Origin of the sequence: Streptomyces yunnanensis, assembly GCF_029011865.1 — a bacterium.
In the GTDB taxonomy this organism is placed as follows: Bacteria; Actinomycetota; Actinomycetes; order Streptomycetales; family Streptomycetaceae; genus Streptomyces; species Streptomyces yunnanensis.
The window spans coordinates 4,552,085-4,565,812 of record NZ_CP095749.1; the positions used below are offsets into that span (position 1 = coordinate 4,552,085).

A 13,728-nucleotide genomic window follows, 5' to 3' on the forward strand; every position below is an offset into this window, starting at 1 on the left:
CAACGGAACTTCCAAATCCGGCAAACACAACTGCGCCCCCATAAACGAGCCAACTCGACTGTCCAGCAAGGGCGTCACCTGCAACGAAAGCACGACGACAACCCCGGTACCATCGGCACCAGGGTCCTGAACAGGGACTCTCCGACCGGACCACCCCGACAGCTGTCCAGGCACAGGGGTGGTCCGGTCTCACTTGTTCACCAACGGCCGGCATCCCGGCATCGCGATCAGCCAGCAACCCCCCGCCCGACCACCGTGACGTTGCACAGTTCGCGGTACAGACGCGACGCGAGTACCGCGCGCAGATTCGGGTCACCCACAGGGCAGAGGGCATCGTGCTCCCCCACCGACCAACCGTCGGAGGTCAACGTGTAAGGCGCCCCGGAATAGCCCCAGATGCGCGGTGTGCGAACCCGCAGAGCAAGAAACTCCGTGTTGCGCAGGTGGGGACATTCGGCAATGGCCACTCGGGCGTGCACCTCACACAGCGGAGGCATAGCCGTCACAGAACGCTCCGGCCAGGTCAACGGGTCGTTCTCCTTACGCCAATCCAAAAACAGCCAGCCGTCCTCATTCCGGCAAACCGATTCACCACAGACCTGACACTTCATCCACCGCATCGCGTAGTACTGACGCCCAGGATGCATGGAGTCGTACTCAGGTCGCCCCACACCAGGCCGATAGATCATCCGCCCCCACAGCACTTGATCGCGCCCGACGCGGTCTGACGACCGCTCATCCTTGTAGCCCAGCTTCGGCCCAAGCGAGTCCCACTTCACATCCAACATGCCTTCGAATCCGGCCAGTTCAGTCGACCACGAAACGACATACGGCACCACCGAAGGCTTACGCACCGGGCACTCAGACACTTGCGTCTTCCTCATAGTTGATCCCTGTCACTGTCATCTCGTCGCCGCTTGGCGGAGGGGCTCTCGTGCTGCTGGACGCAACGGTCCTGCGCCGGTTGCAGCCCCAAGGCATCGAGCAAGTTGAGGCAGTCACTGCGATCTCGCGCGGACCTTTCCACCAAGCGCCGTACCGCCTCGACCTCAGCGGCGGTGAAACCGCGCGCCATGGGCAGAAAATCGCCCTGCACATTCGTCTTCGGGCCGCGCGTCATCACAGCGCACCCCCATCCGGGTCCACCGCATCCAGCAGGATGCGCACGTCTTCGGCCAGCGCCACCATGGGCAAGTCCGTGTAGCCGTAGAGAGCTTCGGTGAGTTCCTTCACCGCCAAGGCGACATCCTCAGCAACGCAGGCATGGGAACGAGCCCTCATGATCGACACCAGCACCGCCGCGTGAGCCCGCAGCTTCGCCCGGAGACGTCCGTCAAGGGGCCGGACGGGGTCCAACACGGCGCGGACGCTCTGGCGTGGCACCGTCCAGTCCCAGCGAATCACCGGCCCTCCCCACCGAGGCCGGTACGGTCCGGCTGCGTCACCAGGTGATTGACGTGCGCGCCAACGGGAAAAGCCGCAGGCTCGAACGACTCGGCGTCCGGCTGAGAGACGGGGGCGGGGGTGCCGTGGGTGGGCACGTCTGCGATGAGCATGCCCAGCAGGCCGAGGGTGGCGACGGAGCCGAGAGCCCAGACAGCGGACAGCACGCCGTCTGCTGCCTGTTTCGGGAGCGCGTGCCGGCCGCTCATTCAGCCCGCCCCTGTACGCCCGAGTTCTCCAGGAGGAACCGCAGGGTGTAGCCCAGGCTCTGCACATGCGACGCGGCCGACTGCAAACCAGAGCCGAGCCCCGCACACACCTCGTACGGAATCGAGTCCAGCTTGGCCCGCTTCCCGTACCACGCCACCGTGCCATGGTTCAGACCGTCGATCCGTTCCGCCGCCAACGGGTTCAGCACCTCAATGTGCCTCAGCAGCACCTGATGCAACTCACACAGCTCTGCGTACGGAGGCAACGCCGACCGCTCGGAGAGGGCCCGGACAATCGCGGCCTTGACCGCTTCGACATCCACCGATCGCCCGGAACCATCGACTGGGCGCGTCCGCATCTCTTGCGGATCAGCCCAACTCTGTACCGCTTCATGCCTGTTCATACGTGTCTGCGGCTGCATGACCAACAGCATCACGGCGAGCGGGCCACAAAATCGCCATCCACGTGATTACCCACGGTGGGTAAAATCCCGAGTAACCTCTCGGCCACGCACCGCACCTACGGAGTGCCGCTCATGCCCAAGTACGAGCAGCCAGAAGGGCTCCCGGCCCGACTGCTGAGCTCAACCGGGATGATCGATGCCTGCCGAGAGCGTGATTTCTCCAAGATCTTCGAGTTGGCAAAGACCCGAGGCGGCTTCTATCCGTCACTGATCGCACGCCGTTGTGACATGACGCCCAGCCGAGTTGGCGAGGTACTGACCGGCAAGCGGGTCATCAAGGAGATGAGCGTCATCGAGCGCGTGGCTGACGGGCTTCGCATCCCTGGCCACATGCTCGGACTTGCCCAGCGAGAGTGGGAGACTCCCGCAGCACTGAGCACGGACCCCGCCACGCCAACGAGCCCCGTTCTGCCCGTGATTAGCGAACGTGCCGATCCGGTCAACACGCTGCCCGGCGTGGACCTGGACAGCATTCTGGCCGTTGCCAGCGGACCGCGGCTCAGTCCGTCCACGCTCCGCGCGCTCCACTCGTCCATCGAGGACTACTGGCGCCGCGACGACCAACATGGAGGCGAGGCCCTGCGCCCGGCAGTCGTCGGTCAGCTGCGCTACGTCGTAGGAATGATCAAGGAAGCGAGCGAAGGCGAGTTCCGGCGCAGCCTCTACAGCGTCGCCGCCGAGCTGGCCAGGCTCACTGGCTGGACGTACTTCGATGCGCGCCAGTACAGCCAAGCCCGCGTCTACTTCGCCGAAGCCCTACAACTCGCCAAGGCCATCGACGACCACCAGTTCATGGCGAACGTACTGGCCTGCATGAGCCTACAAGGCACCTACGAGGACCGGCCGGCGGATGCAGTAGCGCTTTCGACAGCAGCGCAGGACAGCGCTCGTAGACACGGTGGCACACCACGAGTGATGGCCATGCTGTCCATGCGCGAAGCGTTCGCACACGCCTCGATGAACAGCCACAGCGCGACCCACGCAGCACTCGCCGAGGCGCACCGGCAGTTCGAGCAGATCTCAGACGCTGACCCTGACCCTGCCTGGGTGACCTACTTCGACGAGCCGAAGCTCATCGTGGATACCGGTATCGCCCACGCCCGACTCGGCGAGGCAGACGCCGCCGAACCACTGATCGCCGACGCCTTGCGGCGCGAGCCCGAAAGCAACCACCGAGGCCGCGCCTTCCACTCCTTCTGGCTCGCCACCACCCAGCTCCAGCGCGGCAAGGTCGAGCAGGCGTGTCACACCGCCACGGCGGCACTGGAGACAGCCACGGCAGTGGATTCAGAGCGCATCACGGGGCATCTGCGCGAGTTCCACCAGCGCCTGGCCCCATTCTGCAAGGAGCCCGCAGCCATCGCGTTCGAGGCACAGCTACGGGCCACACTGCGGTGACCGTCAGCGAATCGATTCATCCATCAGCACGTACAGCAGGCCGACGAGAGAGCCACTGCTGACGATCTCCCGGCGGTCGATCATGGCCCGCACACGATCCAGCGGTATCCACTCGATGCGGTCGGACTCGTTCTTCTCGGTCGGTGCGCCGATGTGGGTAGCACCGTCCGCCCGGAACACGTAGTGCTGCGAATCCGTGATGCCGTTCGCAGGCTCGGCATAGATCAACGGCTTCATCGGACCAGGCCGCCAGCCGGTCTCTTCCTCCACCTCACGAGCAGCAGCCGCCTCGGGTGACTCGCCCTCCTCTATCAGCCCCATGGGCAGTTCCCAGGCCCACGAGTCGGTGATGAAGCGGTGCCGCCACATCATGAGGACTTCCCGCTGATCATTCACCACGGCCGCCACGGCGAGGTGCCGCAGCCGCACGACATGGTGCTCCCAGCGCCGGCCGTCCGGCTGCTCAACATCGACAAGGCACAGATTCACCCATGGGTTGGTGTAGATCTGCCGCTCGCCGTAGGTCTTCCACTGCATGCTCGCCGCCCCTCTCGCCTGGTGGCCCCAGCATCTCAGACAGGGTCGCGTGAGCGGCCACGGCTGCCGTCCGCCTTATCAAGGCACATCACACTGCATCTGGATCTGGACTGTTTCGGCGCGGCGACCTGTACCACCCGCTAGTCTTCGTTAGCGGGTCTACGTACCCCCGCTGACCAGGAACGACAGTCGCGCGTCCAACAGCGCCCGGAGCAGCCCGTCACCACCCGGCGGAACCGTCCCGGCCGCCACCAGCTCCGGAAGGGCGAAGGCCCGGGGCCGCAGCACCCGTAAGGACAGGCACGTCCCGGCGACCGCCACCGGGGGCAGCACGGCATGCAGCCGCGTGCCGTCCGGGAGTCGGGCGTCCACCCACGGCCGGGCGTCGTCCAGCCGCCGCCCGGCGACCGCCGCCAGCCGCTGGGCCAGTCTGCGGACCTCGGCCGCGTCCCGGAAGCGGACGTCGGTGCGCTCCAGTCCGCCACCCCGGTCCACCCACACCGCGTCCGGGGCGGTCACCAGCACGTCCGTCACGTCGGGCGCGGCCAACAGCGGCTCCAGCGGGCCGCTGCCCACCATTTCCGAGCGCAACGCGCCCACCACGCCCAGTACTTCGGAGTCCCCGAGGAGGCGCCCCTCCTCGCGCAGCGCCACCGCGACCCGGGCCGGCGTCGGTTCCGCCCCGGCCTCGGCGAGCCGTCGGCGCACCACATCCAGTAGTTCCCGGCTCATCCCGCGCCACCGACCCCGGCGGTCGCCGCCGACCACGCGGCCCCGAAGGGCCCGACGGCACCCCCGCTCCTACGGGACCACCACCCCGCCCCGCACAGCAGTCCGTCCCGCCACCAGTCCCCGAACCGCGGACCGCACCGCCCGCCGGCCGCCCGGCCCCGGGACCGCACCGCTCCCGTCTTCCGCCACCTCATTCCGGCGCACCCCCCGGCCCCAGCTCAGCCCCGCGGCCCGCGTCCACGGCGGTCACCGCGCCGGCCCCTCCTCCTCTTCCTCCTCCGCCACCCCTGGCCCGCCCCCAGAACCCCGCACAGAACCGCGCCAGCGGCCCCCGCGCCCGTGCACCGGGCACCCGCCCCCGCGCCAGGTCCTCCGACAGCCCCGCCTCCCACGGCAGTTCACCCGCCAACGGCAGCCCCACCAGGCGCGCGATCTCCTCTGCCGTCGGCCCGCCACCGCACCCCGGTCCGGGATGCCCGCAGGCCACCACCCGGACGTCGCGGAGCACCGCCCGTACCCCGTCGGCCACCCGGCGGGCCGCCGCCACCGCGCGCAGCTCCGCGGGGACGAGCAGCAGCCCGACGTCCACCTGCGCCAGCGCCTCGGCCACCGTCCCGTCGACCCTGCGCGGCAGGTCGACGACCACCACCCCGCCGCGCCGCCGGGCCGCGGCCAGTACCGCCCGCATGGCCGGCGGCGGGATCGCCACCTCCGCGCCCCGGTCCCAGCTCAGGACCCGTAAGGAGTGCAGCCGGGGCAGCGACTCGGCGAGCGCGCCACCCGCCACCCGGCCGCGCGACTCGGCGAAGGCGGGCCACCGCAGCCCCTTCTCCTGCTCGCCGCCCAGCAGGACGTCGAGCCCGCCGCCCAGGGGGTCGCCGTCCACGAGCAGGGTGCGCTCCCCCGTGCGGGCGGCGGTGACGGCCAGCGCGGCCGCCAGGGTGCTCGCCCCGGCGCCACCGCGCCCGCCGACGACCCCGACCGTCAGGGCCGGCGGCCCGGCCCCCTCGACCGCGTCGGCGATCCGGTCCACCAGCCAGCGCTCGCCGTCGGGGAGGGTCAGCACCCGCTCGGCCCCGATCGCCACCGCCTGGCGCAGCACGGCGACATCATCGGCGTGGTCGGCGTCGCGGCCGGCGATGACGACGCCCGCCCTGCGGCCGGTGGCGGACAACCGACCGGCGGCGTCCGCCCCGACGACCACCAGCGGCGCCGATTCCCACTCCTCTTTCCGCGGCGGCAGCCGGTGCGCCACGTGGGGCAGCGTGCCGGCCGCCGCGCACAGCCGCAGAAGGTCGTCGAGGAGCTCTTCGTCCTCGGTGATCAGCAGCGGACCGTCCCGCTCTTCACCGCTTCGCACCAGCTGGTCGGAAGTAGATGATCCGGACACGTTCTGTCCCCCTATCGCTACGCAACTCGCGCTTCCGCGAACTTCGCGGACTTTTACGGTGCAGCGATCGGGAAATCTCTGTGGATCTTGACCCAAATCTGTGGACAACTCCGCGGCTGTGAATATCCCCGTCACCTATTCCAGCGACGAAGGGGCACTTCTGAGGCGCATGAGAAGCCTCCGCAGAGCAGCGCGACGACTACCCTGCGTGATGGCATATGCATGACAGAAGCGCACGCCGACAACGCGCGAAGAGCGGCTGCATCGGGGGCTCACGGCAGAAAAAGCGTCCGGACATGCGACGACCCCCGCCGGGGGGGAGAGCGGGGGTCGTCCCCACGGCCGACTCGGGGGGGGAGGAGCCGGACCGGGTTAGCACGGTCGCGAACGATCCGTGACTTCCATGGTGTACCCGAGAGCCTTCTCAGGCAAACCCACGCGCCACACCTTACGCCGAATGGTGGGCGCCTATGCTCGCCCCGTGGAAAACCACTCCGTGCCTCACTCGACTCCCCGTACTGCCGCGTTCTTCGACTTGGACAAGACCGTCATTGCAAAGTCGAGCACGCTGACCTTCAGCAAGTCCTTCTACCAAGGCGGCCTGATCAATCGGCGGGCCGTACTGCGCACCGCGTACGCCCAGTTCGTGTTCCTCGCGGGCGGCGCCGATCACGACCAGATGGAGCGGATGCGCGAATACCTCTCGTCGCTGTGCCGCGGCTGGGACGTGGCCCAGGTCCGGGAGATCGTCGCCGAAACCCTGCACGATCTCATCGACCCGATCATTTACGACGAGGCCGCCTCGCTCATCGAGGAACACCACGCGGCCGGACGGGACGTCGTGATCGTCTCCACCTCCGGCGCCGAGGTCGTCGAGCCGATCGGTGAACTCCTGGGCGCGGACCGGGTGGTGGCCACCAGAATGGTGGTCGGCGACGACGGCCGCTTCACCGGAGAAGTGGAGTATTACGCCTACGGGCCCACCAAGGCGGAGGCCGTCCGGGAACTCGCCGCGTCCGAGGGATACGACCTCCAGCGCTGCTACGCGTACAGCGACTCGATCACCGATGTGCCGATGCTGGAAACGGTCGGCAACCCCTGCGCGGTCAATCCGGACCGGGCGCTGCGCCGCGAGGCGACCGCCCGCGGCTGGCCGGTGGTCACCTTCAGCCGGCCGGTGCCGCTCAAGAAGCGGCTGCCCACCCTGGCGATGCCCTCCCGGCCGGTGATCACCGCCGTCGCCGCGGTCGGCGCGGCGGCCGCCACCGCAACCCTGGTCTGGTACGCGAGCCGCCGCAATACGGGAAAGAAACGGCTTGCCGTATTGCCCGCATTTGCGGGCAAACGTAAAGATCTGCGGGCTGGGGTTCCGCTCCTCCCCCATGAGTAGTACAAAGGACTTAACGGCCCGCGAGACCAAGGACATCCGAGAGGAACGCCTTTAACGCATCGTGGCCCACGGACCGACGCATGAATGCCGAGCACCCACGCGACGCCGACCCGTCGATTACGGGCCAGCCGCACCAGGTAAGCGGACAACGAATCCGACCTGATGGGCAAAAACTCGTGCACGCTTGGTAACTCGACAGACGTGCCAGCGGCGGTACCTCAGGGTTGGTACCGCCGCAACCCGTGTCGGGGGCCGTGCGCCGCGTCGTTACGCCGCACCGCGCTGCAGCGCCTCGCAGACCGCCGTGCTCTCCCGTACACCCAGCTCGACCGCGCGCCCACAGTGGGCGATCCACTGCGCCATGCCTTCCGGGGTGCCCGAGACGTACCCCTGGAGGGCCGCCGTGTAGGCCGCACTCCCCTGTTCCGCGTGCCCGACCTCGGCCGGGCAGATCGACTTCGGGTCCAGACCGCTGCCGACCAGCACGATCCGCTCCGCCGTCCGCGCGACCAGCCCGTTGTACGAGCCGAAGGGCCGCAGCGCCACCAGTTCGCCGTGCACCACCGCGGCCGTCACCAGGGCCGGCGCCGCGGTGCCCGCCAGCAGGAGCCGGGACAGCCCGTCCAGCCGCCCGGCCACCTCGTCGGCGTCCGGCAACGGCAGCTCGACCAGCGGCTCGTCCACCGGCTCGGCACCCTGCCGGGGCCGCCCCACCGTCTCGTCGTCCACGCCACCGCCGGCCGCGACCAGATGGAGCCGGGCCAGCACCCGCAGCGGCGACTGCCGCCAGACGCTCAGCAGTTGGCCCGCCTCGGCGGTCAGCCGTAGCGCCGCGCCGACCGTGCGCGGCTCGCCCCCGGCACCGAAGTCGGTGCGCCGCCGGACCTCTTCCAGCGCCCAGTCCGCCCCGGAGAGCGCCGCGGAGGCCCGGGCCCCGCGCAGCGCCGCCTCGGCGGTGATCTCGGTGCTGCGGCGTCGCATGACCCGGTGCCCGTAGACCCGGTCGACGGCCTTGCGGACGGAGTCCACGGAGTCGGCGACCCCCGGGAGCGACGCCAGGGACGCGAGCGGGTCGTTGCTCGCCTGCGGGGGTTCGGGGGGCGTCCCCCCGGAGTTTCCAGCCATGAGGACGACCCTACGCACCACCAGGCCGGACCCCTCGAAGGAGTGGTCTTCTTCACGTAAACCACCCCCCGAGAGGTTTGCCACACCTAGCCTGCCGAACATGAAGATCGCTTTCGTAGGCAAGGGCGGCAGTGGCAAGACCACGCTGTCCTCCCTGTTCATCCGGCACCTCGCCGCGGCCCGGGTCCCCGTCATCGCGGTGGACGCCGACATCAATCAGCACCTGGGCGTCGCGCTCGGCATGGACGAGGCGGAGGCCGCCGCACTGCCCGCGATGGGCGCTCAGCTCCCGTTGATCAAGGACTACTTGCGTGGCAGCAACCCCCGCATCCCGTCCACCGAGACGATGATCAAGACCACTCCTCCCGGTGAGGGGTCGCGGCTGTTGCGGGTCTGCGAGGACAACCCGGTCCACGACGCCTGCGCGCGGGCGCTGGCCCTCGATGACGGGGCGGTGCGGCTGCTGGCCACCGGCCCGTTCACCGAGTCCGATCTGGGCGTGGCCTGCTACCACTCCAAGGTCGGCGCGGTCGAGCTGTACCTGAACCACCTCGTCGACGGCCGCAGGGAGTACGTCGTCGTCGACATGACCGCCGGATCGGACTCCTTCGCCTCCGGGATGTTCACCCGTTTCGACATGACCTTCCTGGTCGCCGAGCCGACCCGTAAGGGCATCGCGGTCTACCGCCAGTACAAGGAGTACGCGCGGGACTTCGGCGTCCCGTTGAAGGTCGTCGGAAACAAGGTCCAGGGGGCGGACGATCTGGCGTTCCTGCGTGCCGAGGTGGGCGAGGACCTGCTGGTGTGCGTCGGTCACTCGGACTGGGTGCGGGCCGTTGAGAAGGGGCGGCCGGCCCCCTTCGCCCTCCTGGAGGAGGGCAACCGCCGTGCCCTGGAGATCCTGCACGACACCGCCGACGCCTCCTACGAGCACCGCGACTGGGAGCGCTACACGCGCCAGATGGTGCACTTCCACCTGAAGAACGCGGAGAGCTGGGGCAACGCCAAGACCGGGGCCGACCTGGCCGCCCAGGTCGACCCCGCCTTCGTGCTCTTCGAGGGGGCGGCTACCCCACAACCGGCGTGATCCGGGCGGCCGGCGCCGGACCGGATGCCTCCGGGGCATCGGAGAGGTACACCGCCCAGCCGTCCTCCGGCGCCCGGCCCACCGGCAGGTCCTGGAGCTTGGCCAGCACCTGCGGGTCCTGGACGTCCAGCCAGTCGCTCAACTGCTTGAAGCTGACACAGTGCACGCCTTCACGCGGGCAGATCTCCTTGATCGCCTCTTCGACGGCCTTCATGTAGGTGCCGCCGTTCCACGACTCGAAGTGGTCGCCGACGAACAGCGGGGCGCGATTGCCCTGATAGGCGCGCTCGAAGGCGTCCAGGATGCCGTCGCGCATCTGCCGGCCCCAGGCGGCGTGCATCGCGCGGTTGCCATGGGTGGAGCCGGACTGGTTGGCCAGGAAGTTGTAGTCCATCGAGAGCGCCTCGTAGCCCCGGCCGGGGAACGGTATCTGCTGGAGCGGGAAGTTCCACAGGCCGTCGACCTTCCGTGGCCAGGTCTGCAGACCGCCCGACGAGCTGGCGTCGTAGCGGAAGCCCATCTCCTTGGCCGCGGGTATCAGGTTGCGCTGCCCCTCCAGACAGGGGGCGCGCCCGCCGACCAGCTCCTTGGCGTAGTCGAACGGGAGCGGCGGCTCGTCCCTGAGGCCGGAGTTGGTCTTCCAGTTCCGGACGAACGACACGGCCTGTTCGATCTCGCTGCGCCAGTCCTCCGGCGTCCACCTGCCGCCCCCGTTGCGGCCGCAGAAGTGGCCGTTGAAGTGGGTGCCTATCTCGTTGCCGTCCTCCCAGGCGCCGCGCATCTGGGCCAGCGTGTCCTTGATCCCCTGGAGGTCGTTGAAGCCGATCGCCGAGGAGCCGACGGGGTGGCCGGGCGGTTCGTAGAGCTCCGCCTTCGCGCTGGGGAGCAGGTAGACGCCGCTGAGGAAGTACGTCATCGTCGCGCTGTATTGCTTGCCGACGGCGCGGAAGTGGGAGAACAGCTTCTGGCCGTCCTCGCCGGCGCCGTCCCAGGAGAACACCACGAACTGTGGTGGTCGGCTGCCCGGATCGAGGCGCGTGGGCCGGGGTTGGTGGGGCTGCGCCCCGGTGTACGCGGTGGAGCCGTCGCCTATGAGGCGGAGCGGGTGGGCGGCCGGATCCCCGGCGGGTTCCGCGCGCCCTTTGGTGGCGCTCTGCCACGGCCCGTCCTGGGTCGCCGCGGAGCAGCCGGCTATCGCCGCCAGTGCCACCGCCGCCGCGATGCGCACTGTCGTCTTCGATATGACGGGCATCGGCCACCTCATTCCTGGTGCGCACGGCACCATGGGATCAATCAGGACGTACCTGAAGAAACTCCTATATCCATTGACGGGTGAACAAAAGAGCACGACGAAAGTCGGCTTATTCACTCGATAGATGGAATGACTGCGCCATTTGCCCCAAAAGCCTTCTCGGGGTCTTTACGCATCATTACGATTCATTTACCGATGCTTGAGAGTCACCGGCCCGTCACCCACCGCGGCGCCCGCCGGCCGGCTCGCTCCCGCCGCAGCACACCGCCGCCCCGCGATCGCGCCCGAGGCCGACCGCGCCGCCCCGGAGGAGACGGGAATGTCGCAGATCCAGAAGTCACCGCAGCCGCCGACCGAGCTCCCGCCGGAGCCCCTCACACCCTCAGCGGCCGCACCCCGCGGAAGGACAGCAGGCACGGCCTGGCGGCGGGACCTGCCCGCCTCGGTCGTGGTCTTCCTGCTGGCCGTCCCGCTGTCGCTGGGCGTTGCCCTGGCCACCGGCGCCCCGCTCCAGGCCGGGCTGGTCGCCGCGGCCGTCGGTGGGATCATCGCCGGGCTCCTGGGCGGCGCGCCGCTCCAGGTGACCGGCGCCGCCACCGGCCTCCTGGTGGTCACCGCCGACCTCGTCCAGCGCTACGGCTGGCGCGCCACCTGCCTGGTCACGATCCTGGCCGGGCTGGCGCAACTCGCCCTCGGGGCGCTGCGGGTGGCCCGCGCGGCGCTCGCCGTCAGCCCGGCGATCGTGCACGGCATGCTCGCCGGCATCGGCGTCACCATCGCCGTCGGGCAGCTCCACGTGGTGCTCGGCGGCAGCCCCGACAGCTCGGCCGTCGACAACGCCGCCGCGCTGCCCGACCAGCTGGCGCATCCGCACGCCACCGCGCTGCTGATCGGGGCCGTCACGGTCGCCGTGCTGGCCGGCTGGCCGCGGCTGCCGGGCCGCGCCGGGCGCTGGGCGCGGCTGCTGCCGGCGCCGCTGGCCGCGGTGCTCGCCGCGACCGCGGTCGGCATGGGGGCGACGGTGCCGCGCGTCGAGCTGCCGTCCTGGCGGCTGCCCGAGCCGCCCGTGTTGCCCGACGTCTCGCTCGCCGCCCTGGTCACGGCCGTGTTGACGGTCACCCTCGTCGCCAGCATGGAGTCGCTGCTGTCCGCGGTGGCGGTGGACCGGCTGGCCGCCGAACGGCCGGGGACGCCTCCGGGACGGCCCCGGCTCAACCGCGAACTGGCCGCACAGGGCCTGGCGAACGTCGTTTCCGGCCTCCTGGGCGGCCTGCCGGTCTCCGGCGGCGCGATCCGCGGCTCGGCCAATGTGCGGGCCGGTGCGGCCACCCGCCGGGCGACCGTGCTGCACGGCGTCTGGGTGCTGCTCTGCGCGGGGCTGCTGGCCGGGGTGCTGGAGCTGATCCCGCTGGCCGCCCTGGCCGCGCTGGTGATGGTCGTCGGGGTGCGGATGGTCAGCTTCGCGCATCTCAAGCACGTGCAGCGGCACCGCGAATTCCCGGTGTACGCGGCCACGCTGGGCGCCGTGGTGCTCTTCGGCGTGCTGCCCGGGGTCGTGACGGGCATCGCGGTCGGGATCTTCCTGGCGCTGCGGCGGCTGACCCACACCCGGGTCCAGGTGGCGGAGGAGGCCGGCTGCCACCGGGTGCGCGTCAGCGGCCAGTTGACCTTCCTGGCGGTGCCGCGGCTGACCCGGAGCCTGGCGCAGGTGCCGCCGGGCGCCGACGCCGTCGTCGAGCTGTGCGGATCGTTCATGGACCACGCCGCCTACGAGGCGCTGCAGTCCTGGGCGACCACCCATCGGGCGACCGGGGGATCGGTGACCCTCGGGGGCCGCTCCGGCCGCCCGCTCGCCGCGCCGGCCAGCACGCACTCCTGCCGGCCGTGGACGCCCTGGCGCAACCACCACTGCACCCGCCCCGCACCGGACCGCACGGCGGCCCGGCACAGCGGCAGCCAACTGCTGGGCGGGGTCAGCGCGTTCCAGCGGCACACCGCCCCGCTGGTGCGCGAGGAGCTGGCCCGGCTGGCGCGGGAGGGCCAGCGCCCCACCCAGCTCTTCCTGACCTGCGCCGATTCCCGGCTGGTCACGAGCATGATCACGTCGAGCGGGCCGGGCGATCTGTTCACCGTGCGCAACGTCGGCAATCTGATGCCGCCGCCCGGTGCGGACGCCTCCTGCGACTCCGTGGGCGCCGCGGTCGAGTACGCGGTCGAGGTGCTGCGGGTCGACTCGATCACCGTCTGCGGGCACTCCGGCTGTGGCGCCATGGCGGCGCTCCTCGACGCGGCCGGCTCCCCGCCGCCGTCGAACGAGGCCACCCCGCTCGCCCGTTGGCTGCGGCACGGCCGCCCGAGCCTGGCCCGGATGGCGCGGATCGGGCGGTTGGGCCGGGGCGAAGTCGCCCTCGCCGAGCGGCCGGTGGCCGACGACCAGGAGCGACTGGCGCTGGTCAACGTGCGGCAGCAGCTGGACCACCTGCGGGCGCACCCGTGCGTCGCCCGCAGGATGGCCGAGGGAACCCTCACCCTGCACGGCATGTACTTCCACGTCGCCGAGGCCCAGGCGTACCTGTTGGACGAGCGCAGCGGACGGTTCCGCGCGGTGCGCGCCGACGTCCCGGCGATCGGCGTCTGACCTGCGTAAGGACACCCGAACGGCCCTCCGAGGGACCAGATTCGGACAGGTCTACACCAATAG

12 protein-coding genes and 1 pseudogene are annotated in these 13,728 nt (G+C 70.2%); 4 read left to right on the plus strand and 9 right to left on the minus strand.

From position 1 onward, the window contains the following. Window positions 1-227 precede the first annotated feature (227 nt). From MOV08_RS19585 to MOV08_RS19600, 4 genes are all read right to left on the minus strand, one after another. Window positions 228-884, minus strand: a complete 657-nt coding sequence (locus tag MOV08_RS19585) for a hypothetical protein (RefSeq protein ID WP_275308317.1) — start codon at window positions 882-884, stop codon at window positions 228-230. 235 nt (window positions 885-1,119) lie between these two features. After that, window positions 1,120-1,404, minus strand: coding sequence for a hypothetical protein (locus MOV08_RS19590; protein WP_275308318.1), 285 nt, complete (start codon window positions 1,402-1,404; stop codon window positions 1,120-1,122). Further along, a complete protein-coding gene (locus tag MOV08_RS19595; protein ID WP_275308319.1) occupies window positions 1,401-1,610 on the minus strand; it encodes a hypothetical protein in 210 nt (69 codons plus the stop codon). Before MOV08_RS19595 ends, MOV08_RS19590 begins: the two co-directional genes overlap by 4 nt. A gap of 38 nt (window positions 1,611-1,648) precedes the next feature. Further along, a complete protein-coding gene (locus MOV08_RS19600) occupies window positions 1,649-1,975 on the minus strand; it encodes a DUF6415 family natural product biosynthesis protein (RefSeq protein ID WP_275308320.1) in 327 nt (108 codons plus the stop codon). 213 nt (window positions 1,976-2,188) lie between these two features. On the opposite strand from MOV08_RS19600, the gene MOV08_RS19605 reads away from it, so the two are divergent. Beyond that, window positions 2,189-3,514: an NsdA family TPR-like regulatory protein gene (locus MOV08_RS19605; RefSeq protein ID WP_275308322.1), complete on the plus strand. Its 1,326-nt coding sequence runs from the start codon at window positions 2,189-2,191 to the stop codon at window positions 3,512-3,514. A gap of 3 nt (window positions 3,515-3,517) precedes the next feature. On the opposite strand, the gene MOV08_RS19610 is transcribed toward MOV08_RS19605, so the two are convergent. From MOV08_RS19610 to ssd, 3 genes and pseudogenes are all read right to left on the minus strand, one after another. Next, complete coding sequence (locus tag MOV08_RS19610) at window positions 3,518-4,051, minus strand: NUDIX domain-containing protein (protein ID WP_030068385.1); 534 nt, start codon at window positions 4,049-4,051, stop codon at window positions 3,518-3,520. A 162-nt stretch (window positions 4,052-4,213) separates the two neighbouring features. Continuing rightward, window positions 4,214-4,783: pseudogene (locus MOV08_RS19615) on the minus strand (ATPase, T2SS/T4P/T4SS family); the annotation flags it as partial. Window positions 4,784-4,973: 190 nt separating this feature from the next. Next, window positions 4,974-6,173: a septum site-determining protein Ssd gene (ssd, locus tag MOV08_RS19620; RefSeq protein ID WP_275308323.1), complete on the minus strand. Its 1,200-nt coding sequence runs from the start codon at window positions 6,171-6,173 to the stop codon at window positions 4,974-4,976. 457 nt (window positions 6,174-6,630) lie between these two features. Between ssd and MOV08_RS19625 the strand changes: the two genes are divergently transcribed. Next, window positions 6,631-7,563: an HAD family hydrolase gene (locus tag MOV08_RS19625; RefSeq protein WP_275308325.1), complete on the plus strand. Its 933-nt coding sequence runs from the start codon at window positions 6,631-6,633 to the stop codon at window positions 7,561-7,563. 267 nt (window positions 7,564-7,830) lie between these two features. On the opposite strand, the gene MOV08_RS19630 is transcribed toward MOV08_RS19625, so the two are convergent. Continuing rightward, the gene (locus tag MOV08_RS19630) at window positions 7,831-8,688 is read right to left on the minus strand and encodes a Fic family protein (protein ID WP_275308326.1); all 858 of its coding nucleotides are present in this window, start codon (window positions 8,686-8,688) and stop codon (window positions 7,831-7,833) included. Window positions 8,689-8,788: 100 nt separating this feature from the next. Between MOV08_RS19630 and MOV08_RS19635 the strand changes: the two genes are divergently transcribed. Beyond that, window positions 8,789-9,775: an ATP-binding protein gene (locus tag MOV08_RS19635; protein ID WP_275308327.1), complete on the plus strand. Its 987-nt coding sequence runs from the start codon at window positions 8,789-8,791 to the stop codon at window positions 9,773-9,775. Here MOV08_RS19635 and MOV08_RS19640 read toward each other — a convergent pair. Continuing rightward, on the minus strand, window positions 9,756-11,027 hold the full coding sequence (locus tag MOV08_RS19640; protein ID WP_275308328.1) for a polysaccharide deacetylase family protein: 1,272 nt from the start codon (window positions 11,025-11,027) through the stop codon (window positions 9,756-9,758). The two genes, MOV08_RS19635 and MOV08_RS19640, sit on opposite strands and share 20 nt — an antisense overlap. A 319-nt stretch (window positions 11,028-11,346) precedes the next feature. Between MOV08_RS19640 and MOV08_RS19645 the strand changes: the two genes are divergently transcribed. Beyond that, complete coding sequence (locus tag MOV08_RS19645) at window positions 11,347-13,665, plus strand: SulP family inorganic anion transporter (RefSeq protein ID WP_275308329.1); 2,319 nt, start codon at window positions 11,347-11,349, stop codon at window positions 13,663-13,665. Window positions 13,666-13,728 lie beyond the last annotated feature (63 nt).